This is a genomic window from Amycolatopsis sp. NPDC004169 (assembly GCF_040610315.1).
Classification (GTDB): domain Bacteria; phylum Actinomycetota; class Actinomycetes; order Mycobacteriales; family Pseudonocardiaceae; genus Amycolatopsis.
This window is the reverse complement of sequence record NZ_JBEXMD010000008.1, coordinates 126,714-151,494: the sequence shown is the minus strand read 5'-3', so window position 1 is coordinate 151,494 and position 24,781 is coordinate 126,714. Positions and strand designations below refer to the sequence as shown.

Below are 24,781 nucleotides of genomic sequence, written 5' to 3'. Positions count from 1 at the left end.
CCGCGCCGGTCCCCGGGCGCCATCGCCGACCTGGCGACCCGGGGACCGGCATCCATCAGGCCTTGCCGGCGCCGAGGGAACCCTTGAGCGCACCGAGCGCGGTGGTCACCGCCGACGTCGCGGCAGGCCAGTCGATGGCGTCGTTCCAGGACGCCATCACGGCGATGGCGTAGGTCCGGGACGTGGTCCGGACCAGGCCGGTGGTGTTGAGCACCCGTCGGCCCTCGGAGCTGCCCCAGCCCTGCTTCACCGCCCACGCCGTGCCCGGGAACGCGCGCGGGATCCCGAAGTGCTGGTCGAACCCGTCGACGGCGGTGCGCGGGGCGTTCTCCATCGCTTCGGTGAGGAACCCGCGTTCTGCTTCGGGCAGTTTCGCGGTGAGGTACCGGTAGACCGCGACGACGTCGGTGGGCGACATCCGGGTGGAGCCCCACTGGCCCGCGTCGGCCGGCGGCGTGGTGTGCGTGAGCCTCAGCTTCGCGACCTGCCGCCGGACGATTTCCGGGCCGCCGTTCTGCTGCCACAGGTGGCTGGCGACGTGGTCGTCGCTGGCGGCGAGCATGGTGCGGACGGCCGTCGCTTCGCTGCCCGTCGGCACTCCGGAGCGGTCGATCAGGTCGAGGGCGATGAGCAGCTTGACCACGGACGCGGCGGGCTGCGGCTGGTCGGCCTTCCAGCGCGTCTCGACGGCGCAGGCGTCCAGGTCGACGATTTCGATCCCGAGCCGGGGTTCGTTGCCCGTGTCCAGCAGCGCTTTCCGCGCTTCGGCCACGAGGTTCGCCTGCCTGCCCGCGGGAGCCGACGGCGGCGAAGCGCACCGGGTCTGCCAGCGGTCGCCCGCGGAGCCGCTGTTGACGGCGAACGCGATCAGCAGGCCGGCGACCACGATGACCACGGCCGTCCCGACGAGCAGTTTCGGGTTGTTCAGTCGTGCGAGCACGGTGCACCTCCGCCGGATCGGTGAGGGATCCGAAGCTATGGCGGAGGTGCGCCGCGGGTATCGCCCGATGAGCCAGGGTGTTCCGGCCGTCCGGCGGACAACCGGCGCGCGCATCGGCCGATCGGCCGATGTCCGGGCGTTATTTGCCCAGGTGAGCCCCACCGTTGACGTGCACGACCTGCCCGGTGACGTGCCCCGCGGCGGGGCTCGCCAAGAACGTCACGACGGCGACGACGTCTTCCGGTGTGCCGGGTCGCTTGTTCATCGTGTTGCCGATCAGCCACTCGCGGCGCGAGTCGCTGAGCTGCCCGTGGAAGAACTCGGTCTCCCCGATCAGCCCCGGCGCGACGACGTTCGCGGTGATCCCGCGCGGCCCGAACTCCCGGGCCACGCTGACGTTCCAGCCTTCGACCGCGGCCTTCGCGGCGCCGTACGACCCGGCGCCGGTGTGCGCGGCGATCGAGCCGATGGTGATGATCCGCGCGCCGTCGGCGAGGCGGTCGCGCAGCGCGTGGGTCACCAGCGCCGCACTGACCACATTGGACTTCAGGTTCCGCTCGAACGCGGCCGCGAAGCCGGCCAGGCCGCTTTCGTCGCCGTCGAGGAAGTCCGTGTTGCCGCCGGCGTTGTTGACCAGGACGTCAACGCGGTCCGGCAGCTCGTCCAGAGCGGCTTCGACGGCGGCCGGATCGGCGGCGTCGAAGACGACGGGCCGCGCACCGGCGAGCGCCGCGGCTTCGGTGAGCACCTTTTCCCGGCGCCCGGTGATCGTGACGCGCTCGCCGGCCTGCGCGAAGGCCGCCGCCACGGCGTAGCCGATGCCCGTGCCGCCGCCCGTCACCACGATTTCCCTGTTGTTCCCCATGCGCTCGACCCTAGTGCCTAGGATCGGGGCATGAGCAAGATCGACGAGGCCGTGGCGGCACTGGCGTGATCGACAAGATCGCCTGGATCCACGTCGCGGACGGCCGAATCCTGGCAGCCCGCTCGCGGGGCAAGGACAAGTTCTACCTCCCCGGCGGCAAACGCGAGCCCGGTGAAACCGACGCCGAGACGCTGGTCCGCGAAATCCGCGAAGAACTCGGGGTGGAGATCTCGGTCGAGTCGATCGCGCCGGCCGGCACGTTCGAGGGCCAAGCGCACGGCCACGCGGAGGGCACGATCGTCCGCACCACGGCGTACTCGGCCGAGTACCGCGGGACACCCCAGGCGTGCGCGGAGATCGAAGAGATCGCGTGGCTCACCTACGCGGACCGGCCGCGGGTTTCGCTGGTGGCACAGCAGATCTTCGACCACCTGCACGAAACCGGCCTGCTGCGGTGATCGACAAGATCGCCTGGATCCACCTGGTGGACGGCCGGATCCTCAGCACGCGCTCGCGCGGCAAGGACGTGTACTACCTTCCCGGCGGTAAGCGCGAGCCCGGCGAAACCGACCGGGACACGCTGGTCCGCGAGATCCGCGAGGAACTCGACGTGGCGATCGTGCCGGAATCGGTCGCCGCCGCGGGGACGTTCGAAGCACAGGCGGACGGCCACGCCGCGGGCACGCTGGTCCGGATGACCTGCTACACCGCCGGCTACCGCGGCACTCTGAAGGCGAGCAGCGAGATCGAAGAGATCGCGTGGCTCGGCTACGCCGACCGCGGGCGGGTTTCCGCGGTGGACCAGCTCATCTTCGACCACCTGCACCAGGCCGGGCAGTTGCGATGAGCGGCGCGTCCCGCGAAAACGCCCGGAACCCCACTCCGTAATACAACTCCCGGGCCGGCGCCGCCTCGCCCATGCACACGACCGTCGCGTGCCGGGCGCCCGCCTCGGTCGCCAGCTTCATCCCGTGCAGCAGCATTGCCCGGGCCAGCCCTTTGCGCCGGTAGCCCGGGTGCGTGCCGACCGGCTCGAACTCGACCGTCTCGTTCACCTCGTCGAGCCACATGATCGTCGAGCACGCCATCGTCCCGTCCGGCGCCTCCACCAGGACGTGCAGGTCGGCGCGGTAGCCCGGGGCGCGCCGCAGGCTCTCGTACGACGCCACCGTGTACGACGTCGGCGTCCAGGCGTCCACGTGCGCCTGGACCACGGCCTCCGGCGCGACCTCCGCCGCGGTGCGGAAGGAAAACCCCTCCGGCAGTGAAGGTTCCTCCAGCTCATCCAGTTCACGCGAGTTGAGCTGCGACCACGCGTCGGGCGCATCGGGCTCGTAGCCGTGCGCGGCCCAGCGCTGCAAAGCAAAGGAATCCGCCGCCGCCGGGAGCAGCGTGCGTGTGACGCCGGGCGCCGTCTCCGCGTACCAGGCGATCACTTCGTCGACCAGCTCAGCGTGGGCCGGGTGCACCTGGTAGGCCAGGTAAGCGTTCTCGATGTCCCGGACCGAGCCGTCGTTCCGGTGGACCCGGCGCGGCAGCTCGGCCCAGCCCCACGCGACCGGCTCACCGCCGGAGAACCACAGCCGGTGCTCGCCCTCGCCGCCCGTGCGGCCCCAGTTCCAGGCCAGCTCGCCGTACGACGCGTCGGCGTTGACCAGCTCCGGGTGGGTGGCGGTGATGCGCTGCGCCAGGCTCTGCATGTGCCGCAACTTCGCGAACTCGGCCATACCCACCACTGTCGCAGAGCCGTCCAGCCGTTTACCCCAGCCGGAGCTTCGGCTTGTGCTCCAGGTGTGACAAGCCGTTCCACGCGAGGTTGACCAGGTGCGCCGCAACCTCGTCGCGCTTGGGCTTGCGCGCGTCCAGCCACCACTGGCCGGTCAGCGCCACCATGCCCACCAGCGCCTGCGCGTACAGCGCGGCCAGCTTCTCGTCGTAGCCGCGGGCCGCGAACTGCTGGGCCAGGATGTGCTCGACCTGGCTCGCGATGTCGTTCAGGACCGTGGAAAACGTCCCCGTCGAGCTCGCCACCGGGGAGTCGCGGACCAGGATGCGGAACCCGTCGTGGGAATCCTCCACGTAGGACAGCAGCGCCGTCGCCGCCTGCTCCAGCATCGCGCGCGGGTGGCCGCCGTGGAGGGTCGAAACCATCCGGTCGAGCAGGAGCTGGGTTTCGCGGTCCACGACCACCGCGTAGATGCCTTCTTTACCGCCGAAGTGCTCGTACACCACCGGTTTGGACACGTTGGCGCGGTGGGCGATCTCTTCGATCGACGTGCCGTCGAAGCCCTTCTCGGCGAACAGGGCCCGAGCCACGTTCAGCAGCTGCTGACGCCGCTCGGTGCCGGTCATCCGGACGCGGGTCACCGGGGCGGCCGGACGGGCCCCGGTGACCTGCTGCTCACGCTTCGAACGTCGTCTCCCCGCCATCGGGGCAGCCTAGTTGACTAGCCCTTTTCCGTCGCGATACGGGCCAGCCGCTGCGGCGTCGGCCAGCGGACGTCGTGCACCCAGCCGAACTTCTCGAAGATCCAGATCAGCCGCGCGGAGATGTCGATCTGACCGCGCTTGACGCCGTGGCGCGCGGACGTCGGGTCGGCGTGGTGCAGGTTGTGCCACGACTCGCCGAAGGAGAAGATCGCCAGCGGCCAGAAGTTGGCCGACTTGTCGCGGGCGGCGAACGGGCGCTCCCCGATCATGTGGCAGATCGAGTTGACCGACCAGGTCACGTGGTGCAGCACGCAGATGCGGACCAGCCCGGCCCAGAAGAACGCCGTCACCGCGCCCCACAGCGACCACGAGATGAGCCCGCCCAGGATGGCCGGCAGCACCAGGCTGACCAGGGCCCACAGCCAGAACAGGTCGTCGACCTTCTTGATCGCCGGGTCCTTCACCAGGTCCGGCGCGAAGCGCTCGGCGTTGGTCTGGTCGCGCTCGAACAGCCAGCCCATGTGGGCGTGCCAGAAGCCCTTGGCGATGGCCCACGGCGAGGTGCCGAACGCCCACGGCGAGTGCGGGTCGCCGTCGCGGTCGGAGAACGCGTGGTGGCGGCGGTGGTCGGCGACCCAGGTGATCACCGGGCCCTGCAGGGCGATGCTGCCCGCGATGGCCATGAACACGCGCAGCCACTGCTTGGCCTTGAACGAGCCGTGCGTGAAGTAGCGGTGGTACGACACCGTGATGCCGAGCCCGCTGATGGCGTAGAACACCACGAAGATGGCGACGTCGACCCAGCTCAGCCCCCAGCCCCACGCGAACGGCACCGCGACCAGCAGGGCCACCAGCGGGGCGATCACACCGAAGTAGACCGACAGCTGCACGCCGATGCCGCGCTTGCCGTCGATGACAGGTTTGGGCCCCTTGGGGGCCTCCGGCTCCCCGGTGGGCTGAGAGCGGTCGAGCGTGGCCGTCATACGCTTCACTTCTTCCTACACGGGCACGCCTGCTACCAAGGGCGCCCTAACCTACGATGCCGTAAGTTACGGTACAGGAGGTTCGGGCGGCTGGGGAGTGCCCGAACACACACACCGTCCCGGAGATCGGTTACCCGCCCGTGACGCGTCTAACGCATCCCCCGCGCGGACGACACCCGATCGTCGCTATCCTGACCAGGATCGATCCGCCGTAGTGTAATCGGCAGCACTTCAGATTTTGGTTCTGACAGTTCAGGTTCGAATCCTGGCGGCGGAGCAGCAGTAAGGACCGGAAACCCACGACACCGGGAGGTTGGCGCTGACCGACGAGGCGACCGACCCGGTGACGGCCAGGCGGCCCGCGCTGGCCGAGATGTCCGACGCCTGGATCGTCGGGCGCGCGCGGGAGCTCAACGCCGCGGTCCAGCGCCACGAGTACACCCAGCAGCTCGAGATCGTCGCGATGATGGACGAGCTGCTCGACGAGACCCAGCGGCGCGGCGAGCCCCTGCTGGTGGCCCAGCTGCTGCGCTCGTCGGCGCTGGCGCGGCTGGCCACGAAGGGCCTGGCCGCGGAGGCCGAGCCCCGGCTCGACGAGATGCTCGCGCACACCCGCCGCCACGGCATCGCCCTGCTGCGCGCCGACGCGCACGCCCTGCGCGGGCGCCGGCTGGTGATCGCCGCGCAGGAGGACGCCGCGCTCACCGAGATCGCCAGGGCGCTGGCCATCCTCGACGACTCGACCATCCCGGACCGCCAGGTCGGGCTGCGCAACTGGAACCGGCTGCTCTCCTCCACGCTGATCGACTGCTGGCTGGTGCTCAACCAGCTCGGCGTCTACGAAGCGGCCGAGGAGGTGATCGGCCGGGCCGCCGCGGCCATCCGCGAGAGCGCGAGCCCGCACGACATCGCCCTGCAGCTGATCAACCGGATCAAGATGCTGCTCGGCTGGGGCCTGCGGCTGGAGCGCATCGACGAGTACGACGAAAGCGCGGAGAAGTTCCGCACCGCGGCGTCGATGGGCGCGGCCGCCGAAGGCCCGTTCGCCGAGTCGCTGTTCCCGCGCAAGGCGAACATCGCAGCAATCGACCAGGTCGGCGTCCTGGCCGCGGCCCCGGCGCTGAACCAGCCGGGCGCCGAGCACATCGAGCGGCTGCAGAACCTCTACGGCGAGCGCGCGTTCGGGCACGACCGCGAGATCGTGGCGATCGCGCTGGCGCGCTGCCTGGACAAGGAGGGCCGCCGCGACGAGGCGCTGTCGGTCCTGCGCGAGACCCGCCAGTCGATCTCGGACGACACCTCGCAGCCGTCGATGCGGCTGAACATCGCCCGCGAACTGGCCCGGCTCGACACGACCCCGGACTACGCCTCGGGCGCCAGCGAGTCGCTGATCGACTACGCGCGGCGGCTGGAGTCGGAGATGTGGAGCCTGCGCGAGTCGCAGATCGCCACGCTGAACGCCCGCCGCGAGCACGAACGGCTGTCCGCCGAGCACGGCGCGATCACCCAGCAGGCGCTGCAGGACCCGCTCACCGGCCTGCCGAACCGGCGCGCGCTGGACGAGAAGCTGCGTCAGCTCGCCTCCTCGGCCGACGCGCAGCCGCTGGCGGTCGCGCTGGTCGACCTCGACGGCTTCAAGGGCGTCAACGACAAGCAGTCGCACGCCGAAGGCGACAACGTGCTGCGTGTCGTGGCGAGCACCCTTCGTGACGCCTTGCGCGGCGACGACCTGGTGGCGCGCTACGGCGGCGACGAGTTCATCGTGCTGCTCCCGGGCACGCCGGCGTCCGCGGCGAAGATGGCGCTCGGCCGCGCCGTGAAGTCCGTCTCCAACCTGCCGCACCACCTTTCGCACGGCGTCACGCTGTCGATCGGGCTGGTGTCGCTGCGCCCGCAGGAACGCGGCGAGCAGGTCCTCGCGCGCGCGGACGCGGCCATGTACCAGGCAAAACGCGGCGGCGGCAACCAGGTGGCGTCGGCGAACTCGATGGCCGCGGACCCGGCCGCCGCGTGGGCGGGCGAGGCCCCGCCCACCGACCCCGCGTGGGACGCCGAAGACCACGGTTAGGATCGGTGCCCGACAGAAGCCATCTTTTGGTAACCGTTGGGAGCGCCGTTGACCGGCCCGCTGAGCACGTTGATCCTGGCCGCGGGTGAAGGCACCCGCATGCGTTCCTCGACGCCCAAGGTGCTGCACCCGATCGCCGGGCGGCCCCTGGTCGAACACGCCGTCCGGGCCGCCGCCGGCCTGAACCCCGAACACCTCGTCGTGGTCGTCGGCCACGGCCGCGAGCTGGTCGGCGAACACCTCGCACAGCTCGGCACCGCCCTCGGCCGCCCGGTCGGCACCGCGGTGCAGGACCAGCAGAAGGGCACCGGCCACGCCGTGTCCTGCGCGCTCGCGACGCTGCCCGCCGACGTCACCGGCACGGTGATCGTCAGCTACGGGGACGTCCCGCTGCTCGACACCACCACCCTGGCCGCGCTGCTCGACGAGCACACCGAGGCGAAGAACGCGGTCACCGTGCTCACCGCGGTGGTCGCCGACCCGGCAGGCTACGGCCGGATCGTGCGCGACAGCGCGGGCAAGGTCACCGGGATCGTCGAGCACAAGGACGCCACCCCGGAGCAGGCCGCGATCACCGAGATCAACTCGGGCGTCTACGCCTTCGACGCGGCCGTGCTGCGCGACGGCCTTTCGCGCCTCTCGACCGACAACGCACAGGGCGAGCTCTACCTCACCGACGTGCTCGGCATCGCGAACGGCGACGGGCTGCACGTCGGCGCGCTGGTCGTCGACGACCCGTGGCTGACCGAGGGCGTCAACGACCGCGTGCAGCTGTCGGTGCTCGGCGCCGAGCTCAACCGCCGGATCGTGCAGCGCTGGCAGCGCGAGGGCGTCACCGTCGTCGACCCGGCGACGACCTGGATCGACGCGGGCGTGACGCTGGCCCGCGACGTCGTCATCGAGCCCGGCGTGCAGCTCAAGGGCACGACGTCGGTCGGCGAGGGCAGCACGGTCGGCCCGGACAGCACGCTGACGAACGTCTCCATCGGCGCGGGCGCCTCGGTCGTCCGCGTGCACGGCTCGGACTCGGAGCTCGGCGACGGCGTCAACGTCGGCCCGTTCACCTACCTGCGGCCGGGTACGAAGCTCGGCGTCAAGGCGAAGCTCGGCGCGTTCGTCGAGACGAAGGCGGCCGACATCGGCGCCGGGACGAAGGTGCCCCACCTGACCTACGTGGGTGACGCCACGATCGGTGAGCACAGCAACATCGGCTGTTCCAGCGTCTTCGTGAACTACGACGGCGTGAACAAGCACCGGACCGTTATCGGGTCGTATGTCCGGTTGGGCGCGGACAACACCTTCGTCGCCCCGGTGCACATCGGTGACGGCGCTTACAGTGGTGCAGGTGCCGTGATCCGCGAAGACGTTCCGCCAGGCACACTCGCGGTGTCGGCGCCACCCCAGCGCAACATCGAAGGCTGGGCGATCCGGCGCCGGCCGGGTACGCCCGCGGCGGAGGCGGCCCAGGCCGCCCTCGACGCCGATTCAGCAGCAGCAGGAACCGACGGGGAGTCGCCAGCATGAGTCCGAAGCAAGGGACGCCGAAGAAGAACCTGATGCTCTTCTCCGGCCGCGCGCACACGGAGCTCGCCGAAGAGGTCGCCAAGCACCTCAACGTGACGATCACCCCGCAGACGGCGCACACGTTCGCCAACGGCGAGCTGTTCGTCCGGTTCGAGGAGTCCGTCCGCGGGACCGACGCCTTCGTCATCCAGGCGCACACCACGCCCATCAACGAGTACGTGATGGAGCAGCTGATCATGGTGGACGCGCTCAAGCGGGCGAGCGCGAAGCGGATCACCGTGGTGATGCCGTTCTACCCGTACGCGCGCCAGGACAAGAAGCACAAGGGCCGCGAGCCGATCTCCGCGCGGCTGATCGCGGACCTGTTCAAGACCGCGGGCGCCGACCGGATCATGACCGTCGACCTGCACACCGCGCAGATCCAGGGCTTCTTCGACGGCCCGGTCGACCACCTGATGGCGCAGACCGTGCTGGCCGACCACATCAAGGCCACCTACGGCGACGCGGACATCACGGTCGTCTCCCCGGACTCGGGCCGCGTGCGGCTGGCCGAGAAGTGGGCCGCCCAGCTCGGCGACCGCCCGATCGCGTTCATCCACAAGACGCGTGACCCGGACAAGCCCAACCAGGCGGTGGCCAACCGCGTGGTCGGCAAGGTCGAGGGCAAGCTCTGCGTGCTGATCGACGACATGATCGACACCGGCGGCACGATCGTGAAGGCCACCGAGGCCCTGATCGAAGAGGGCGCGGCCGACGTCGTCATCGCGACGACGCACGGGATCCTGTCCGACCCGGCCACCCAGCGGCTCTCCTCCTGCAAGGCGCGCGAAGTCATCGTGACGAACTCGCTGCCGATCCCGGAGGAGAAGCGGTTCCCGGGCCTGACCGTGCTGTCGATCGCCCCGATGCTGGCCGAAGCCATCCAGCAGGTCTTCGAAGACGGCTCGGTGACGTCCCTCTTCGACGGCAACGCCTGAGGTTCCCTTCCGCCGGGCGCGAACTCCGCGCCCGGCGGGGGTTCCCGGCACTAGCGTCCCCGGCATGGGGAAGTTCAAGTTCGGCGTCAGCCTCCGGGAAACCGGCGGCCGGGACGCCTGGATCGCCAAGTGCCGCCGGGCCGAAGAGCTCGGCTACGACGTCATCACCGTGCCCGACCACCTCGGCACCGGCCGGTTCGCGCCGTTCCCGGTGCTGGCCATGGCGGCCGCCGTCACCGAACGGCCGCGGCTGGGCACGCTGGTGTCCAATGTGCCCTTCTACAACCTCGCCCTCTTCGCGCGCGAAGCCTCTTCGACGGCCGCGTTGCTCGACGGCCGCCTCGACCTCGGGCTCGGCGCCGGGCACATGAAGAGCGAGTTCGACGCCGCCGGCCTGCCGTGGCAGAAGGCCGCCGAGCGCATCGCCTACCTCGGCGAGAGCCTCGGCTACCTGCGGAAACACTTCGAGGACGAGGGCATCGAGCACCCGCGGCTGCTCATCGCGGGCAACAGCGACGGCGTCCTGGACCTGGCCGCGGAGCACGCCGACATCGTCGGGTTCGGCGGCCTGCGGCAGCAGCCCGGCAAGCCACCCGGCACCTTCAAGCTGGACAACGCCGAAGCGATGGACGAGCGCGTCGCCCACTTCCGCGCGAAGACCGGCCGCGATGTCGAGCGCAACATGCTGGTCCAGCACGTCGAGGTCACCGGCGACCGTCTTGCCGCCGCCGAAGCGTGGCACGAAAAGACCGAGCGCAGCGCCGTCCCGGACGCCCGGGAGCTCCTCGACGCGCCCCAGTTGCTGCTGGGCACGGTCGAGGAGATCGCCGGGCAGCTGGAAACCCGGCGCGAGCGGTACGGCTTCTCGTACATCACGGTGTTCGAGCAGTACCTCGAAACCTTCGCGCCGGTGATCCGGGAACTTCAGTAAGCGACGGTGAACCGGGCCCGGCGGTGCTTCGGCTGCTCGATCTCGTCGACGTAGGCGATCGCGAAGTCGTCGCCGCCGATGTGCGAGCGGCCGTTCTCGTCGGTCAGCAGGACGTCGCCACCGACCCGGAACTCGCCACGGCGCTCACCGGGGGTCCAGGCACCGAACTCGGCGGCCGGGCTGACGTAGAACCAGTCGACGTTCTCGGGCTGCTCGCGCAGCAGCCCGAGGACCTCGGCGTGGTTGCCGGCCTCCTCCTTGTACTCGGCCGGGAACTCCGGGGTGTCGAACAGCCGCGGGCCGCCCTCGGCCACGTGCAGGCTGGCCGCCCCGCCGACGAACGACAGCCGGGCCCCGTGCTCGCTCGCGATCCGCGCCAGCGCCGGGACGGCGTCGATCAGCTTCTCGCCGTCGAGCTCCCGGGCCGGGGTGGCGACCACGATGACGTCGGCGTCCTTGGCGAGCTGCGCGACGAACTCTTCGTCGTGCAGCGAGCCCTGCACCGCTTCGACGCCTTCGGGCACCGAACCCGCGTGGCGCGCGACCCCGACGACGTCGTGCCCGCGGCGCAGCGCCTCCGCGCCGATGCGGCTCCCGGCGTACCCGGTTCCCCCGAAAATGACCAGCTTGGCCATGTCTGATTCTCCGTTCGTTTCGGCTGTCCGCAGCCGATGCTAGGAACGGAAGATCACCTACTTCAACGGAAGCAACACACCTGGGGGTAGGTGCCCAGGTCAGCCGCCCAGGCCGGCGAACTCCGCGGCCACCTTCTGCTTCACGGCGTTGACGTCCAGGCCCGCGCGGACCTCCGCCGTGGCGTTCGGCTTGGAGAGCACCTGGTAGCTGGCCGTGCGGTTGGGCAGCTTGAACTTCACCGCGCAGGAGAGCTGGATCGTCTTGTACGGCTCCGCGTCCCCGGCCGCCGTGCACGTCTGCGCACCGAGCGACTCGGCGCTGACCTCGACCGACAGGGTGATGTGGACGACGCTCTTCTCCCCCGACGCCGGCGTGCCGACGACGCTGTTGGAGACGTCGACCGTCGTCGTGCAGGAGCCGACGAAGTCCTTGCAGTCAAGCTTGTCGTTGGTGACGACGGCGCTGGCCTGCACCAGCCCCTCGAACGGCTGGCCCAGCCCGCCGACCGCGGTGTCGAGATCGGTGTGGAACGCCTTGACCGCGTCGCCGGTGAGCGCGGTGACGCCGAACTCGGCGCCGTACTTCGGCCCGTTCTGCGGGTCGAGCAGGGCCGGGGCGAAGCTGACGACGCGGTTCGGCTTGGCCGTCGTCACGCGCAGCACGCTCGGGGCCGCGCCCAGCTGGTAGACCTCGGTGCCGTCGGGCAGCTTCTCGATGACCGGCTCGCCCATCCGGTCGAGCCCGGACAGTGCCTTGCGCAGGCCTTCGGCGAGGGCGGGCGGCGAGAAGCGGGCCGCCGGGTCGAAGGGCAGTTCGGAGCCGAGCGAACGCACCCAGCTGGTGCCGAACTGCGTGCCCTCGTCGATGGCGTGCGCCTTCCAGTAGTCGGCGTCGGCCTGCAGGAAGAACTGGTTCGCGGCCACCGTGACCTGGACGAACCGGCCTTCCAGCGGCAGGCCGCCGACGGCGTACCCGCCGCGGGTGATCCGGAACTGCTGCTCGGCGCCCTTCACCGTGGACTTCAGCGCGACCGCCGGCGCCTGGCCCAGCGCGGTCAGTGCCGCTTCGACCGCGGTGCGCTGCTGCGCGCGCCGGTCGGCCGTCGCCTGGTCGGCCGCGGAGACCCCGGCGGTCCCGGCCACGGCCACCTGGCAGCCGGCCAGCACTCCACCCAGCAGCAGCACCGCCGCCACCCTGCTCCACCGAGCGCGCATTCCCGCCCCCTGCTCTCCCGCTACCGAGCACACCTCGGCCGACGTCGATCCGCCACCGGATTTGTGTCGTCACGTACCGGGGTTCCAGGAGGGTTCTAGCCTGGGCCGGGCACCCGCCGCAACCCACCGTGATGAGGTTGGTTTACACTCTTGAAGTTGTCTCGGCGAGGCGGGGCCCTTCTGGGGTGCCCGGCGTGATCGACGCGGCGGCTCGAGTAGCCCCCGTCGTCGTGCACGCCCGGAAACTCGCCGCCGAAACTTCCTTGAACAGAACACACACCGGCTTCCCCCGCCGCAGCATGCTGTCTTGATTTGAAGGAGTGCCACACCGTGTCCGAGGTACGTCTGTCCGTCGAGCCGCGCACCGAGTTCGGCAAGGGCGCCGCGCGTCGCACGCGTCGCGCCGGCAAGATCCCCGCCGTGCTGTACGGCCACGGCTCGGACCCGCGGCACTTCGCGCTGCCGGCCATCGAGTTCGCCCGCGTCGTGCGCGAGAACGGCTCGAACGCCGTCATCACCCTGGACCTGGAGGGCGCCAGCGAGCTGGCCCTGACCAAGACCATCGTGGTGCACCCGCTGAAGAACTACATCGAGCACGTCGACCTGCTGGTCGTCAAGCGCGGCGAGAAGGTCACCGTCGACGTCCCGGTCGTCGTCTCCGGCACCCCCGGCCCCGGCGGCCTGGTCAACCAGGACGTCGACACCCTGCAGGTCGAGGTCGAGGCGCTGCACATCCCGGAGCAGGTCGAGGTCTCGATCGAGGGCCTCGAGGTCGGCACCCAGATCCTGGCCGGCCAGATCGAGCTGCCCCAGGGCGCGACCCTGGTCACCGACCCGGAGTCGCTCGTCGTGGCCGTCAACGAGCCGCAGCGTGAAGAGACCGACGAAGACGCCGAAGCTGGCGAAGAGTCGGCCGAAGCCGCCGAATAGCATCACCGTATGACGGAAGACCTGCCCGGGGCCGGCGAGCTTGTTTTGCTCGCCGGCCTTGGCAATCCAGGACCCCAATACGCCGGAAACCGGCACAATGTCGGATTCATGGTGCTGGACGAGCTCGCCGCCCGGGTCGGCGGCAAGTTCAAGGCGCACAAGACCGGCGGTGAGGTCCTCGAAGGCCGGCTGGCCGGCCGCCGCGTGGTGCTGGTGAAGCCGCGCTCGTACATGAACCTCTCCGGCGGACCGGTGGTCGGCGTAGCGAAGTTCTACAAAGTCCCGCCGTCCGGCGTGGTCGTGGTGCACGATGAGCTCGACGTGGACTTCGGTGCGCTGAAGCTCAAGTTCGGTGGCGGCGACAACGGGCACAACGGGCTCCGGTCGATCACGAAGTCGCTGGCCACCCGCGACTACTACCGGGTGCGGTTCGGCATCGGCCGCCCGCCCGGCCGCCAGGACCCGGCGGACTTCGTGCTGAAGGACTTCTCGACCGTCGAGCGCAAGGAACTCCCGCTGGAGGTGGATCGGTGCGCGGACGCGACCGAAGCGCTGATCGGCACCGGCCTCGCGGCCGCGCAGAACGCCTTCCACGCGGGCTGACATGGGTGGCGAGGTGAAGCCATGACCCCCGACGAAGTCCGGGCGATCGCCTTCGGCAAACCCCGGTTCGGCCGGCGCGGCTACAACGAGGACGAGGTGGACGCCTTCCTCGACCTCATCGCCGAGGCACTGGCCGGGCGCAACATCCTGACGCCGGACGACATCCACTACGTCGAGTTCACGATCATGCCTGTCGGCATGCGCAGCTACGACCAGGCCCAGGTCGACCTGTTCCTCGACGAAGCCGAAGCGGCGCTGGTCGAGCTCCGCAACCCGCGGCCGGTGGTGGTCGAGGAGGAGCCGCAGCGGCCGCAGGGCACCCGGAAGTGGTTCGGGCGCAGCTGACGTTCCACGTCACCCTGTGAACCCGGTTACACAGCGCTCGGTAGCGCGGACTCACCCGAAGGCAGGCGTGCGGCCGCCCGTGGGGGTGAGGTTGGGGTTCCGCCCTTTCGGGGAGGCTGTCCGCGGGTTAGGACGGTGTACGGGAGTTTTCGCACCCGCCCAACCCGGAATCGGAGAGTTCCATGTCGTTCACCGCCGAAGACCTCGCCGAGGTCACCTTCGGTAACGCCCCGATCGGCCGCCGTGGCTACGCGAAGGATGAGGTCGACGCGTTCATCCGGCGGATCGCCAAGACGCTCACCGACGAGGACGACCTGACCGCGGCCGAAGTGCACCACGTGATGTTCGCCAAGCCCCTGATCGGCAAGCGCGGCTACGACGAACGCGAAGTCGACGAGTTTCTGGACGTGGTGGAGGACCAGCTGGCCAGCCGTACCGGCCAGGCCCCGGACCTGCCGGGGGCACGGACGTCGACCGAGGCCACGGCTGAGCGGGCTACCCCGCCCACCATCCGGGCGGTGCGCGTCCAGCAACGCTGACCGTTCCGGCGGCGGGCCATCGAGGCCCGCCGCCGGAGTACGTCAGGCGTCGGCGTTCTTCGAGATCTTGTCCGCGAACTGGACCGCCGTCGCCGCGCGCTTCACCTTGCCCGACGGTGTCTTCGGCAGGCTGCCCGCCGGGAGCACCACCACCGCGTACGGCCGCATGTCGACGGCGTCGCGGACTCGGGCCGAGACCTGCTTCATCAGGTTCTTCTCGGCCTCGGCGTCGCCCGCCAGCTTCGACTCCACCACCACCGCGAACCGCTCGCGGCGGCTGCCCGCGTCCAGCCGGACCGCCACCGCGTTGCCCGCGCGGACGCCCTCGACCGACGTTGCCGCGCGCTCGATGTCCGTCGGGTACAGGTTGCGGCCGCCCATGATGATGACGTCCTTGCGGCGGCCGCAGATGACGATCTGGCCGTCGACCAGGTAACCCAGGTCCCCGGTGTTCAGCCACCCGTCCTCGTCCTGCGTCGCGACCGGGCCGTCCATCGTGAGGTAGCCGGGCGTCACGGCCTCGCCGCGGAGCCGGATTTCGCCGACCTGGCGCTCACCCAGCCGCGCGCCCGTCTCGTCGACGATCTCCGCCTCGAGCCCGTCGAGGGGCCGGCCGAGCAGCGCGAACGACCGGACGCCGTCGGTGCCGCGCCGCGGGTCGTCCTCGGGGACCGGCACCGCTCGGTTCTCCGCCTCCAGCGCGTCGGCTTCGACGACGTCGAGGGTGAGGCCGGTGAACAGCGGTGCGAACGACACCGCGAGCGTCGCTTCCGCCATGCCGTAGGCCGGGAAGACGCACTCGGCGGGCATCTTGAACCGCGCGCCGGCGTCCACAAAGGTCTGGACGGCGGACTCGTCGATGGGCTCGGCGCCGTTCAGCGCGATGCGCAGTTTCGAAAGGTCGAAAGCGTCGTCTTCGTCGACGCGGGCCATCCGGCGCCCGACGATCGCGTACGCGAAGTTCGGCGCCGCCGTCGTGGTGCCGCCGTACTTGGTGATCAGCTGCGGCCAGATCAGCGGCCCGGAGAGGAACTCGACCGGCGTGATCTTGACCAGCTCGACGCCGAAGGTCATCGGCACGGTCAGGAAGCCGACCATCCCCATGTCGTGGAACGTCGGCAGCCAGGACACCATCACGTCGACGTCGAAGTCGAACTCCGCGCGCTCGACCATGGCCTTGACGTTGGAGTACAGGTTCCCGTAGGTGATCCGCACGGCCTTCGGGTCGGCGGTCGAGCCGCTGGTGAGCTGCAGGAGCGCGGTGTCGCCCTCGTCGGTGGTGACGACGTCGGCGAGCGGCTCGGCTCCGGCGAGCTCGGTGATGAGCTTGTACCCGATGCCCTTCTGCTCCAGCACCGGCGCGAGCTGGTCGAAGGGCTCGCCCAGCAGCACGAGCTCGGAGCCGATCATCCCGAGCACCCGCACGGTGTCCTCGGCCCACTCCGCGAGATCGGTGCGCGGGGTCGGCTGGTGCAGCATGGTGACGCTGCCCCCGGCCAGCCACACGGCCTGCACGGTCGGCGCGATCAGCACGGGCGCGGCGGCGAGCACGCCGACGGCGGTTCCCGGCCGGAACCCCGCGGCGACGAGCCCACCGGCGATCCGCCGGGCTTCTTCGTGCACCTCGCTCCAGGTCCGCCGAACCGGCTCCTTCGGCTCCCCGGTGACCATGCCCCGCTGCTGACCCCGCCCCGTCGCGGTGGCGACCAGCGTGTCCACGAACCTGCTCATAGCCGGAACATTACTGTCTCGGCGTCAACATCCGCCGATCAACGGGAAAACTCCCCCGGCCAGGCGGGAAGCGCGTTCACTCCAGCAGCTCGGACGTCTCCAGCCAGCGGCCCTCGACGTCCTCGATCTCGCCCTGCACGCCCTTCAGCTCCGCGTTCAGCTCCATCAGCTTCGCCGGGTCCGTGGCCGCCGCCAGCAGGGACGCGTGGAGCTTCTCCTCCTTCGCGTGCAGCTGGTCGAGCTTGCGCTCCAGCCGCCCCAGTTCCTTCTGGGCCGCGCGCAGGTCCGCCGCCGACTTCTTCGCCTCGGCTTTCGCCACCGAAGGTGCCGGACCCGCGGCCGGAAGAGCCGCCGCCCGGCGGTTCAGGTACTCCTCGATGCCGCCCGGGAGGTGGGTGATGCGGCCGTCGCCGAACAGGGCGACGATCGTGTCGCAGACGCGTTCCACCAGGTAGCGGTCGTGGGAGACCACCACCATCGTGCCCGGCCAGCCGTCGAGGAGGTCCTCGAGCTGCTGGAGGGTGTCGATGTCCAGGTCGTTCGTCGGCTCGTCGAGCAGCAGGACGTTCGGCTCGGCCATCAGCAGCCGGCACAGCTGGAGCCGGCGCCGCTCGCCGCCGGACAGGTCCGCCACCGGGGTCCACTGGCGGGCCTGCGGGAAGCCGAGCTTCTCGCCCAGCTGCGACGCCGTCATCTCCTGCTTGCCGAACACCACGCGCCCGGCCACCTGCTCGATCGCCTGCAGCACGCGCAGGTCGCCGGGCAGGTCGTCGAGCTCCTGGCGCAGGTGCGCGAGCGCCACCGTCTTGCCCTGGATCCGGCGGCCGGTCGAGCCCTCGACGTCGCCGCCGAGCAGCTTCAGCAGCGACGTCTTGCCCGAGCCGTTCACCCCGACCAGCCCGATCCGGTCGCCCGGCCCGACCCGCCAGGTGACGTGGTCCAGCAGCGTCCGGTCGCCGACCTGGTACGTCGTGTCTTCCAGCTCCAGCACGGTCTTCCCGAGCCGCCGCTTCGCGAACGCCTGCAGCTCCACGGAGTCACGCGGCGGCGGGACATCGGCGATCAGCGCTTCGGCCGCCTCGACCCGGTAGCGCGGCTTCGACGAGCGCGCCTGCGGGCCGCGGCGCAGCCAGGCGAGCTCCTTGCGGGCCAGGTTCTGCCGCTTCTCCTCGGCCGTCGCGGCCAGCCGCGCGCGCTCGGCGCGGGCGAAGATCCAGTCGGCGTAACCACCTTCGTACTGCTCGACGCGGCCGTTCGCGACCTCCCAGGTCAGCGTCGCGACGGTGTCGAGGAACCACCGGTCGTGCGTGACGACCACGACGGCGACCTTCCGGGCCAGCAGGTGGTCGGCGAGCCAGCGGACACCTTCGACGTCCAAGTGGTTGGTCGGCTCGTCGAGCACGATCAGGTCGAGTTCCCCGGTCAGCGCGGCGGCCAGGGAGACCCGACGCCGCTCACCGCCGGAGAGGTTCGCCGTCGGCGTGTCCAGGCCGATCGCGGTGATCCTGAGTCCGTCCACAATAGACCGAACGCGGGCGTCGGCGGCCCATTCGTGCTCGGCGCCGTAGCGTTCGAGCACGACGTCGCCGACCGTGCTGCCGTCCGGGAGTTCCGTGCGCTGGGTGACCACGGCCATCCGCAGGTCACGCACGTGGCTCACCCGCCCGGAGTCCGGTTCGGACAGTCCGGAAAGGACCTCCAGCAGCGTGGTCTTGCCGCCGCCGTTGAGGCCGACGACGCCGATGCGCTGCCCGGCCGCGATGCCGAGGGAAACGCCGTCCAAGAGCGGGCGAACCCCGTAGGACTTGCTCACCGCCTCCAGGTTGACCAGGTTGGCCATCCGCTCAGCCGATCCTTTCCACTGTCTTGAACCGGGGCACGACGGTCCCGGTGAAATGGGGATTTCTCAGCGCGGGCACCGCTTCGACCACGGGGGAAGCGCACCGGCGCGAGGACGAGGAGCCAGCTCCGGTCCCGGAAAGACACCGCGGCTCATCGGTTCCGTGTACAACGCGAGACCGACGGGATCGTATTCCCGGGAACGCGAACTCGGCGTGCTTCATGCGTGCACCCGCGGCGGGGCCGGCCGCGGCGCGTCGTCCCCGCCGACCACCCTGGCTCCCGGGACCGGGCCGTGGGCCACGCGGACCGTCCGGCACACGCCCGCGCCCGACAGCTCGGCCGCGACCTCCACCGCCGACTGCCCGTCTTCGCAGAGGAACGCGCACGTCGGGCCGGAACCCGACACCGTGCCCGCGAGCGCGCCCGCGTTCACCCCCGCCCGGAGCGTGCGGCGCAGGTCCGGCCGCAGCGAGACCGCCGCCGCCTGGAGGTCGTTGCCCAGCAGCAGGGCCAACTGACGCGGGTCGCCCGAGGCCAGTGCCTCGACCACCGGTGTGTGCGAGCCGATCCGGGGCGGGTTGCCCGCCGCGCGCAGGCGGTCCAGCTCGCCGAACACCTTCGGCGTCGACAGCCCTTCGGCGGCGAAGGCCAGCACCCAGTGGAACGTGTGCCGCGACAGCACCGGGACCAGTTGCTCGCCGCGGCCGGTGCCCAGCGCGGTGCCGCCGTAGAGCGCGAACGGAACGTCGCTACCCAGGCCGGCGGCGATCTCCGCCAGCTCGTCGCGCGTGACGTCGAGGTTCCACAGGGAAGCCAGCCCGACCAGCGTCGCCGCCGCGTCGGCGCTGCCGCCCGCCATGCCGCCTGCCACCGGGATGCCCTTGCGCAGCACCACCCTGACCTTCGGCTCGCCGGTGCGCCCGACGTGCGCGGCCAGCGCTTCGACGGCCCGCCAGGCCAGGTTTTCCGGGCCGGTCGGCACCGAGCCCTCCCCTTCGCCGTAGACCTCGATGCCGGGCTCTTCGGTGACCGCGACGGTCACCTCGTCGGTCAGCGACAGCGCCTGGAACACGGTGACCAGCTCGTGGTAACCGTCTTCCCGCAGGTCGTCGACCGAAAGGTGCAGGTTGACCTTGGCCGGGACCCGGACGGTGACTGGGGGCGGAACTACAGCGAGCACCCGACCAGCCTACGTGCCCGCGGAAACGCCCCGATGCGACGTGCACATCGGGGCGTTCCGGGACAACGATCAGGCAGCCGCGACACCCTGCGGGCCACGCGCGGTGTGCGTGACGTGGCCACCGCGCTCGGCGACCCAGGCCAGCGCCGCATCGGCCCGCTCACCGCGGACACCCAGGCGGAACCGGCCGACCGGCGTGTCGCCGATGCGGGTCAGGCCGCCGCCGATGGTGGCGAACTCGACGTCGAAGCGGCCCGCGGCCTCGGGCAGCAGCGCGCCCACCGAAGCGAAGCCGATCAGCACGACGTCGGCCGAGCGGTCGTAGCGCGCCGCCTGCGAGCGGGTCGTCTCGATGGCCGGCAGCAGCGCCTGCGCTGTGCGGCTGCCCGGGTTCGAGATCAGGTCGAGCACCGAGCCGCGCTCGATGACGGTGCCGTCCTCCAGCACCGCGACGTCGTCGCAGACCCGGCGGACCACGCCGGCGTCCGGCGTCGTGACGACGACCGTGGTGCCGAGCTCGGAGCGGGCCCGGTCGAGGACGGCGAGCACCGCGCCGGCCTCCTCCGGGTCGACGCCGGCGGTCGGGTCGTCGGCGAGCAGCACGGCGGGGGCCGCCGCCAGCGCCTTCGCGACCGCGGCGCGGCGGAGCTGACCGGCGGACAGCTCGCCGGGGCGCTGCGCGGCGCGCTGGGTCAGGCCGACGAGGTCGAGCAGCGAGCCGACCCGGCTGCGGCGCTGCGGGCCGTCGACGCCGAGCTGCTCCAGCGGGGAAGCGATGTTGCCGGCGATGGTGCGCTCGGCGATCAGCTCCGGCTTCGTCGAGACGACGCCGAGCTGACGGCGGATTTCGCGGAGCCGGCGGCCGTCGAGAGTGCCGGTGTTGAGGCCGTCGAGGCGGACGACGCCGCGGTCGGGGCGCTCCTGCAGGGCGATGCACCGGGCGAGGACGGACTTGCCGGACCCGGCCGGGCCGACCACGCCGAACAGCGAGCCGGCCTGGACGTCGACGCTCACGTCCCGCAGGGCGACGACCGAGTTTCCGTTGGTGGCAAAGGATTTGGACAGGTTTTCGACGGTGATCACGAAGGCTCCAGAAAACGGGGTGCAGGCAGCGCGCAGCACCCGGCCGCAAGCGAGTTCCGTCCGGTTGGGACGGTGCGTGAAGAAGAGGTGGACCGGCTACGACAAGCTCAGTTGGAGCGTCGACATGCGGTCACGGAGCGGCGGCCTTCGTCGACTACGCGACGCCTGGTCAGGAGCAGGGGGCGAGCTACCCTCTTCATCGAAAACGGCCTCCATCGGTCCTGGCGGTAGCACCTGCCCTGCGGAGGGTGGTTGCTGCGACTTCGGCGAGCCAGGTCTCTCAGTCGCTCGGGATGGACGTACTGAGTAAAACCGATCCCACGGATCGAAAGCAAGCCCGTTGGCCCAGATCACACGACTGGCGGTGTCCGGATCGCGGGATCAAGGGCGGAGAGGGCGTATTTTCACGCTTCCACAGTGGAACGGCTAGCGCGCGGCGGCGATCCGGGCGAAGTCGTGCACGTCGAGCTGCTCACCACGGGTTTTGGGATCGATCCCGGCGGCGGCGAGGAGTTCGCCCGCCTGCTCGGCCGAGCCCGCCCAGCCCGCGAGCGCGGCCCGCAGCGTCTTCCTGCGTTGTGAGAAGGCGGCGTCCACCAGGCCGAAGAGGACGTCCCGGTCGGCGGACGCGGTCGAGTCCGCACGTTCGAAGGCGACGAGCGCGGAATCGACGTTCGGCACCGGCCAGAACACCGAGCGTGGCACGGCGGCGACCTTGCGTGCGGAGCCGTACCAGGCGAGCTTGACGCTCGGGACGCCGTAGATCCGGCTGCCGGGGCCGGCGGCCATCCGGTCCGCGACCTCGGTCTGCACCATGACGAGCCCGGAGCGCAGCGACGGCACCTCGGCCAGCAGGTGCAGGACGACGGGCACGGCGACGTTGTAGGGCAGGTTGGCGACGAGCGCGGTCGGCTCACCCAGCTCCGCGCGGGTGACGCGCAGGGCGTCGGCCCCGACGACGGTCAGCCGGTCCGCGGCCTCGGGCCCGCGTTCGGCGACGGTCTTGGGCAGCCGTTCGGCGAGCTTGGGATCGATCTCGACGGCGACGACCCGCGCGCCGGTGGCCAGCAGGCCCAGGGTCAGCGACCCGAGCCCGGGCCCGACCTCGAGGACGAGATCGTCTTCGGTGACGTTCGCGAGCTCGACGATCCGCCGGACGGTGTTGGGATCGTGCACGAAGTTCTGCCCGAGCTTCTTGGTCGGCCGCACGTCGAGTTCGGCCGCCAGCCCGCGGATTTCGGCCGGTCCCAGCAGTTCAACCACCGGACGAGCCTACTTGAACCCGGATCCGGCGTGATCAGCGGCGGATCCCGCGTGATCGAGCGCGGATCTCGCGTGATTGGGAGGGCATCTCGCGTGATTGGAGGGGCATCGGCGTGATGCCCCGCGGATCACGCGTGATGCCCGTCGGGACACGCGTGATGCCTGCCGGCGCACGCGGAACGGCCCCCGTCCGGTGGACGGGGGCCGTTTCGAAGTGGGGCTCAGGCCTTCTTGCCGCAGACCGGCCAGGCGCTGTAGCTGCCGCCGCGACCCGCCTTGACCTTCTCGGCGATCGCGATCTGCTGCTCGCGCGACGCCTGGTTCGGGTAGGCCGCGTACTCGTCGCCGCCGTAGGCGTCCCAGGTGCGCTTGTCGAACTGGAGGCCGCCGTAGTAGCCGTTGCCGGTGTTGATGGCCCAGTTGCCGCCCGACTCGCACTGCGCGATGCGGTCCCACGCGGAACCGTCGCCGATGTCCGGGGTGGGGGCCTGCTTGGTGCCGACGTGGACGATCTTCGGCTTCGGCTGGGTGAGGACCTTCTCGGAGATGCTCTCCCGGCCGACCTCCTTGCCGTTCTTCTGCGTGACCTTGTAGGTCACTTCCTTCTCACCGGGCGCGCCGGGGTCCTCGACCTGCGTCTTGCCCTTGGCCAGGTCCGGGTCGTCGACGCGCTGCTCGGGCGGGTCGATGGTCTCCTTCTGCGTGACCGTCGAGACGCCGGTGCGGCTGATGTGCACCTCGGCGCCGTCGGTCAGCTTGACGTCCAGACCACCCTCGGCCTGGTCCTCCGGGCCCAGGGTGAGCTTGTACTCGCCCAGGAACTCCTTCGTCGTCACGGCCGTGGTCTTGACCTGCTTCGGCGCGTTCCCGCCGTCGTACAGGGTGATGTTCTTGAGCGTCTTGATCTCGACGGTCGCGCCCTGCAGCGGCAGCTCGCCGCTCTTCGGCATCGACATCCAGGTGCCGGGCTTGTCCATCTCGGCCATGCCGAGCTGGCTCAGCGCGTCGCCGAGGTGCGTCGCGCGGACCCACGAGGTGTGCTCGGTGCCGTCGACGATCATCTTCAGCTGGCGGCCGCGCTCGAGCTTGATGACGCCGCCGTCGCCGACCTCGGCCTGCGGCGAGGGGGACAGCGAGTCGTGCTCGCCGACGGACAGGCCCGCGTCCTCGAGCACCTCGCCGACGGTGTCGCCGAACGAGTGCACGGTGGTCTGCTGGCCGTCGACGTCGACGGTGATGCTCTTGTTCATCGCCAGCGCGGCCGCGCCGCCGCCGGCGATCGAGATCATCACGGAGAGGACGGCGCCCTTGAGGAACCGGCGCTTCCAGACCTTGGTGGTCTCGCGGAGGCCCTCGTCCAGCGCGGCCTTGCGGGCCTGCGGGGACGCGGTGCGGTCGGCCTCGAACTCGTCCGGGATGACGATCGGGGGCAGGTACGTCGTCTCGGCGTTGATGAGGCGGATCAGCTCGTCGACGTCGACGTCGATCTCGGCCATCATCGCGTCGGCGTCGGGGCCGAGCGCGGCGAGGATGTCCTGCTGCGTGATGTTCGGGTCGTCGGAGAAGTCGAGCTGGCCGTATGCCGTGTCCTCGAAATGACTGCGTTCGAGGACGGCGGAGCGCGCTCCAGCCTGTCTGCTACCTGTCACCGGGGATCGTTCCCTTTCACGAGACGACGGTCGGGGGCGCCGTCTCTACGACTGGGCGTGACGATCGGCAACTGCTGAGCACAGGTCCGACCGGCACGATCACGGGACAGTAACGGGTCGCGGCGGGTTGCGCAAACACCCCCCGGAGTGTCGTGATCTGGGTCACTCCATCAGGTGGACGAACCGGAAACCCTGTTGTCGCAATGCGTTCAACCCGATGTGACGCTGGGGAGTCGGTACACCCGTTCGGCCGTCGTCCGGACCGCTTCGGCGACTTCGTGGACAGCTTCGCCCCTGAGCGCCGCGAGGTGACGGACGGTGTAAGCCGCGCCGAACGGCTCGTTCGGCCGTCCACGGAACGGGTGGGGGGTCAGAAACGGCGCGTCGGTCTCGACGAGGTACTGCCCGGCCGGGCAGAGCCGGGCCGCCTCGTGGAGCCCCTTCGCGTTCTTGAACGTCACCGTGCCCGCGAAGGAAAGGACATACCCCGCGTCGACGCACTTGCGGGCCATTTCCGCGTCGCCGGAAAAACAATGGAAAATTACGGCATTCGGCGCACCCTCTTCGGCCAGGATGCGCAACACGTCGTCGTGGGCCTCGCGGTCGTGGATCATCAGCGGCTTGCCCAGCCGCTTCGCGAGGTCGATGTGCCAGCGGAACGCCTCCTGCTGGGCGTCGTGCGGCGAGTAGTCCCAGTAGTAGTCGAGGCCGGTTTCGCCGACGGCGACCACGCGCTCGTGCGCGGCCAGGCGTTCCACCTCGGCCTTTTCGGCTTCGCCGAACTCCTTGGTCCGGGTCGGGTGGATCGCCACGGCGGCCCAGACCCGGCGGTCCCAGGTGGCCGCCTCGGTGGCCCAGCGGGCGGAGGCGAGGTCGTCCGCGACCGTGACGACGCGGGCGACGCCGGCGCGCTCGGCGCGGTCGACCATGGCCGTGACATCGGCCGCGGTGACCGCGCCGCACGCGTCGAGATGGGTGTGCGCGTCCACCACCGACACCGGGAGCCGGTCCGGGACCGGCGGCAGCTCGCGCTTCTGATCACCCATGC

The 24,781-nt window shown here is 70.7% G+C and carries 24 protein-coding genes, 1 tRNA gene and 1 riboswitch; of the genes, 11 read left to right on the top strand and 14 right to left on the bottom strand.

Annotated features, from left to right (window positions below; genetic code table 11):
- Positions 1 to 55: 55 nt before the first annotated feature.
- A complete protein-coding gene (locus ABZX11_RS13565; RefSeq protein WP_354912925.1) occupies positions 56 to 940 on the bottom strand; it encodes a hypothetical protein in 885 nt (294 codons plus the stop codon).
- Between the two features lie 139 nt (positions 941 to 1,079).
- A complete protein-coding gene (locus ABZX11_RS13560) occupies positions 1,080 to 1,805 on the bottom strand; it encodes an SDR family oxidoreductase (RefSeq protein WP_176174814.1) in 726 nt (241 codons plus the stop codon).
- A gap of 65 nt (positions 1,806 to 1,870) precedes the next feature.
- Between ABZX11_RS13560 and ABZX11_RS13555 the strand changes: the two genes are divergently transcribed.
- Both ABZX11_RS13555 and ABZX11_RS13550 read left to right on the top strand, forming a co-directional pair.
- Positions 1,871 to 2,263, top strand: coding sequence for an NUDIX domain-containing protein (locus tag ABZX11_RS13555; RefSeq protein ID WP_354912923.1), 393 nt, complete (start codon positions 1,871 to 1,873; stop codon positions 2,261 to 2,263).
- Positions 2,260 to 2,652, top strand: a complete 393-nt coding sequence (locus ABZX11_RS13550) for an NUDIX domain-containing protein (RefSeq protein WP_254897124.1) — start codon at positions 2,260 to 2,262, stop codon at positions 2,650 to 2,652. The genes ABZX11_RS13555 and ABZX11_RS13550 overlap by 4 nt, the downstream gene beginning before the upstream one ends.
- Here the strand turns inward: ABZX11_RS13550 and ABZX11_RS13545 are convergent.
- From ABZX11_RS13545 to ABZX11_RS13535, 3 genes are all read right to left on the bottom strand, one after another.
- A complete protein-coding gene (locus ABZX11_RS13545) occupies positions 2,612 to 3,532 on the bottom strand; it encodes a GNAT family N-acetyltransferase (RefSeq protein ID WP_354912921.1) in 921 nt (306 codons plus the stop codon). The genes ABZX11_RS13550 and ABZX11_RS13545 overlap by 41 nt on opposite strands.
- Before the next feature lie 31 nt (positions 3,533 to 3,563).
- On the bottom strand, positions 3,564 to 4,157 hold the full coding sequence (locus ABZX11_RS13540; RefSeq protein WP_003062116.1) for a TetR/AcrR family transcriptional regulator: 594 nt from the start codon (positions 4,155 to 4,157) through the stop codon (positions 3,564 to 3,566).
- A gap of 95 nt (positions 4,158 to 4,252) precedes the next feature.
- On the bottom strand, positions 4,253 to 5,218 hold the full coding sequence (locus tag ABZX11_RS13535) for an acyl-CoA desaturase (protein ID WP_354912919.1): 966 nt from the start codon (positions 5,216 to 5,218) through the stop codon (positions 4,253 to 4,255).
- A 205-nt stretch (positions 5,219 to 5,423) separates the two neighbouring features.
- Between ABZX11_RS13535 and ABZX11_RS13530 the strand changes: the two genes are divergently transcribed.
- The 5 genes from ABZX11_RS13530 (at position 5,424) to ABZX11_RS13510 (ending at position 10,718) form a co-directional block, all read left to right on the top strand.
- Positions 5,424 to 5,495: transfer RNA gene (locus ABZX11_RS13530), tRNA-Gln, on the top strand.
- A 36-nt stretch (positions 5,496 to 5,531) separates the two neighbouring features.
- A complete protein-coding gene (locus tag ABZX11_RS13525) occupies positions 5,532 to 7,286 on the top strand; it encodes a GGDEF domain-containing protein (RefSeq protein WP_176174808.1) in 1,755 nt (584 codons plus the stop codon).
- 48 nt (positions 7,287 to 7,334) lie between these two features.
- Positions 7,335 to 8,810 (top strand): bifunctional UDP-N-acetylglucosamine diphosphorylase/glucosamine-1-phosphate N-acetyltransferase GlmU, encoded by a 1,476-nt coding sequence (glmU, locus tag ABZX11_RS13520; RefSeq protein ID WP_176174807.1) that lies wholly within the window; start codon positions 7,335 to 7,337, stop codon positions 8,808 to 8,810.
- A complete protein-coding gene (locus ABZX11_RS13515) occupies positions 8,807 to 9,787 on the top strand; it encodes a ribose-phosphate diphosphokinase (RefSeq protein WP_176174806.1) in 981 nt (326 codons plus the stop codon). The genes glmU and ABZX11_RS13515 overlap by 4 nt, the downstream gene beginning before the upstream one ends.
- A 64-nt stretch (positions 9,788 to 9,851) precedes the next feature.
- A complete protein-coding gene (locus tag ABZX11_RS13510; RefSeq protein WP_354912916.1) occupies positions 9,852 to 10,718 on the top strand; it encodes a TIGR03621 family F420-dependent LLM class oxidoreductase in 867 nt (288 codons plus the stop codon).
- On the opposite strand, the gene ABZX11_RS13505 is transcribed toward ABZX11_RS13510, so the two are convergent.
- Both ABZX11_RS13505 and ABZX11_RS13500 read right to left on the bottom strand, forming a co-directional pair.
- A complete protein-coding gene (locus ABZX11_RS13505) occupies positions 10,712 to 11,353 on the bottom strand; it encodes an NAD(P)H-binding protein (RefSeq protein ID WP_354912914.1) in 642 nt (213 codons plus the stop codon). The genes ABZX11_RS13510 and ABZX11_RS13505 overlap by 7 nt on opposite strands.
- Before the next feature lie 99 nt (positions 11,354 to 11,452).
- On the bottom strand, positions 11,453 to 12,547 hold the full coding sequence (locus ABZX11_RS13500) for a hypothetical protein (RefSeq protein WP_354913110.1): 1,095 nt from the start codon (positions 12,545 to 12,547) through the stop codon (positions 11,453 to 11,455).
- A 351-nt stretch (positions 12,548 to 12,898) separates the two neighbouring features.
- Between ABZX11_RS13500 and ABZX11_RS13495 the strand changes: the two genes are divergently transcribed.
- The 4 genes from ABZX11_RS13495 (at position 12,899) to ABZX11_RS13480 (ending at position 14,985) form a co-directional block, all read left to right on the top strand.
- Positions 12,899 to 13,498 (top strand): 50S ribosomal protein L25/general stress protein Ctc, encoded by a 600-nt coding sequence (locus ABZX11_RS13495; RefSeq protein WP_176174803.1) that lies wholly within the window; start codon positions 12,899 to 12,901, stop codon positions 13,496 to 13,498.
- A gap of 9 nt (positions 13,499 to 13,507) precedes the next feature.
- Positions 13,508 to 14,101 carry an aminoacyl-tRNA hydrolase gene (gene pth / locus ABZX11_RS13490; RefSeq protein ID WP_354912912.1) on the top strand — a complete coding sequence of 198 codons (594 nt, stop codon included), beginning with the start codon at positions 13,508 to 13,510 and terminating at the stop codon, positions 14,099 to 14,101.
- Between the two features lie 21 nt (positions 14,102 to 14,122).
- On the top strand, positions 14,123 to 14,446 hold the full coding sequence (locus ABZX11_RS13485) for a DivIVA domain-containing protein (protein WP_176174801.1): 324 nt from the start codon (positions 14,123 to 14,125) through the stop codon (positions 14,444 to 14,446).
- A 182-nt stretch (positions 14,447 to 14,628) separates the two neighbouring features.
- On the top strand, positions 14,629 to 14,985 hold the full coding sequence (locus ABZX11_RS13480) for a DivIVA domain-containing protein (protein ID WP_176174800.1): 357 nt from the start codon (positions 14,629 to 14,631) through the stop codon (positions 14,983 to 14,985).
- Between the two features lie 42 nt (positions 14,986 to 15,027).
- On the opposite strand, the gene ABZX11_RS13475 is transcribed toward ABZX11_RS13480, so the two are convergent.
- From ABZX11_RS13475 to ABZX11_RS13445, 7 genes are all read right to left on the bottom strand, one after another.
- The gene (locus ABZX11_RS13475; RefSeq protein WP_354912910.1) at positions 15,028 to 16,716 is read right to left on the bottom strand and encodes a fatty acyl-AMP ligase; all 1,689 of its coding nucleotides are present in this window, start codon (positions 16,714 to 16,716) and stop codon (positions 15,028 to 15,030) included.
- Positions 16,717 to 16,792: 76 nt separating this feature from the next.
- Entirely contained in the window at positions 16,793 to 18,556 is a 1,764-nt protein-coding gene (locus ABZX11_RS13470) for an ABC-F family ATP-binding cassette domain-containing protein (RefSeq protein ID WP_354912908.1), read from the bottom strand.
- Positions 18,557 to 18,775: 219 nt separating this feature from the next.
- On the bottom strand, positions 18,776 to 19,738 hold the full coding sequence (locus ABZX11_RS13465; RefSeq protein WP_176174797.1) for a 4-(cytidine 5'-diphospho)-2-C-methyl-D-erythritol kinase: 963 nt from the start codon (positions 19,736 to 19,738) through the stop codon (positions 18,776 to 18,778).
- Positions 19,739 to 19,807: 69 nt separating this feature from the next.
- Positions 19,808 to 20,821: an ATP-binding cassette domain-containing protein gene (locus ABZX11_RS13460; protein ID WP_354912905.1), complete on the bottom strand. Its 1,014-nt coding sequence runs from the start codon at positions 20,819 to 20,821 to the stop codon at positions 19,808 to 19,810.
- A 209-nt stretch (positions 20,822 to 21,030) separates the two neighbouring features.
- Positions 21,031 to 21,121, bottom strand: a riboswitch (SAM riboswitch).
- A gap of 126 nt (positions 21,122 to 21,247) precedes the next feature.
- Positions 21,248 to 22,084, bottom strand: a complete 837-nt coding sequence (gene rsmA / locus ABZX11_RS13455) for a 16S rRNA (adenine(1518)-N(6)/adenine(1519)-N(6))-dimethyltransferase RsmA (RefSeq protein WP_354912903.1) — start codon at positions 22,082 to 22,084, stop codon at positions 21,248 to 21,250.
- Positions 22,085 to 22,305: 221 nt separating this feature from the next.
- Positions 22,306 to 23,733 carry a resuscitation-promoting factor gene (locus ABZX11_RS13450; RefSeq protein WP_176174794.1) on the bottom strand — a complete coding sequence of 476 codons (1,428 nt, stop codon included), beginning with the start codon at positions 23,731 to 23,733 and terminating at the stop codon, positions 22,306 to 22,308.
- Positions 23,734 to 23,942: 209 nt separating this feature from the next.
- Positions 23,943 to 24,779: a TatD family hydrolase gene (locus ABZX11_RS13445; RefSeq protein WP_176174793.1), complete on the bottom strand. Its 837-nt coding sequence runs from the start codon at positions 24,777 to 24,779 to the stop codon at positions 23,943 to 23,945.
- Positions 24,780 to 24,781: the final 2 nt, after the last annotated feature.

Bases quoted from the DNA above. Each gene is read 5' to 3' on its own strand.
- ABZX11_RS13560 (WP_176174814.1), bottom strand. From the start codon at position 1,805: ATGGGGAACAACAGGGAAATCGTGGTGACGGGCGGCGGCACGGGCATC.
- ABZX11_RS13545 (WP_354912921.1), bottom strand. From the start codon at position 3,532: ATGGCCGAGTTCGCGAAGTTGCGGCACATGCAGAGCCTGGCGCAGCGC.
- ABZX11_RS13540 (WP_003062116.1), bottom strand. From the start codon at position 4,157: ATGACCGGCACCGAGCGGCGTCAGCAGCTGCTGAACGTGGCTCGGGCC.
- ABZX11_RS13535 (WP_354912919.1), bottom strand. From the start codon at position 5,218: ATGACGGCCACGCTCGACCGCTCTCAGCCCACCGGGGAGCCGGAGGCC.
- ABZX11_RS13515 (WP_176174806.1), top strand. From the start codon at position 8,807: ATGAGTCCGAAGCAAGGGACGCCGAAGAAGAACCTGATGCTCTTCTCC.
- ABZX11_RS13510 (WP_354912916.1), top strand. From the start codon at position 9,852: ATGGGGAAGTTCAAGTTCGGCGTCAGCCTCCGGGAAACCGGCGGCCGG.
- ABZX11_RS13505 (WP_354912914.1), bottom strand. From the start codon at position 11,353: ATGGCCAAGCTGGTCATTTTCGGGGGAACCGGGTACGCCGGGAGCCGC.
- pth (WP_354912912.1), top strand. From the start codon at position 13,508: ATGACGGAAGACCTGCCCGGGGCCGGCGAGCTTGTTTTGCTCGCCGGC.
- ABZX11_RS13485 (WP_176174801.1), top strand. From the start codon at position 14,123: ATGACCCCCGACGAAGTCCGGGCGATCGCCTTCGGCAAACCCCGGTTC.
- ABZX11_RS13480 (WP_176174800.1), top strand. From the start codon at position 14,629: ATGTCGTTCACCGCCGAAGACCTCGCCGAGGTCACCTTCGGTAACGCC.
- ABZX11_RS13475 (WP_354912910.1), bottom strand. From the start codon at position 16,716: ATGAGCAGGTTCGTGGACACGCTGGTCGCCACCGCGACGGGGCGGGGT.
- ABZX11_RS13470 (WP_354912908.1), bottom strand. From the start codon at position 18,556: ATGGCCAACCTGGTCAACCTGGAGGCGGTGAGCAAGTCCTACGGGGTT.
- ABZX11_RS13445 (WP_176174793.1), bottom strand. From the start codon at position 24,779: ATGGGTGATCAGAAGCGCGAGCTGCCGCCGGTCCCGGACCGGCTCCCG.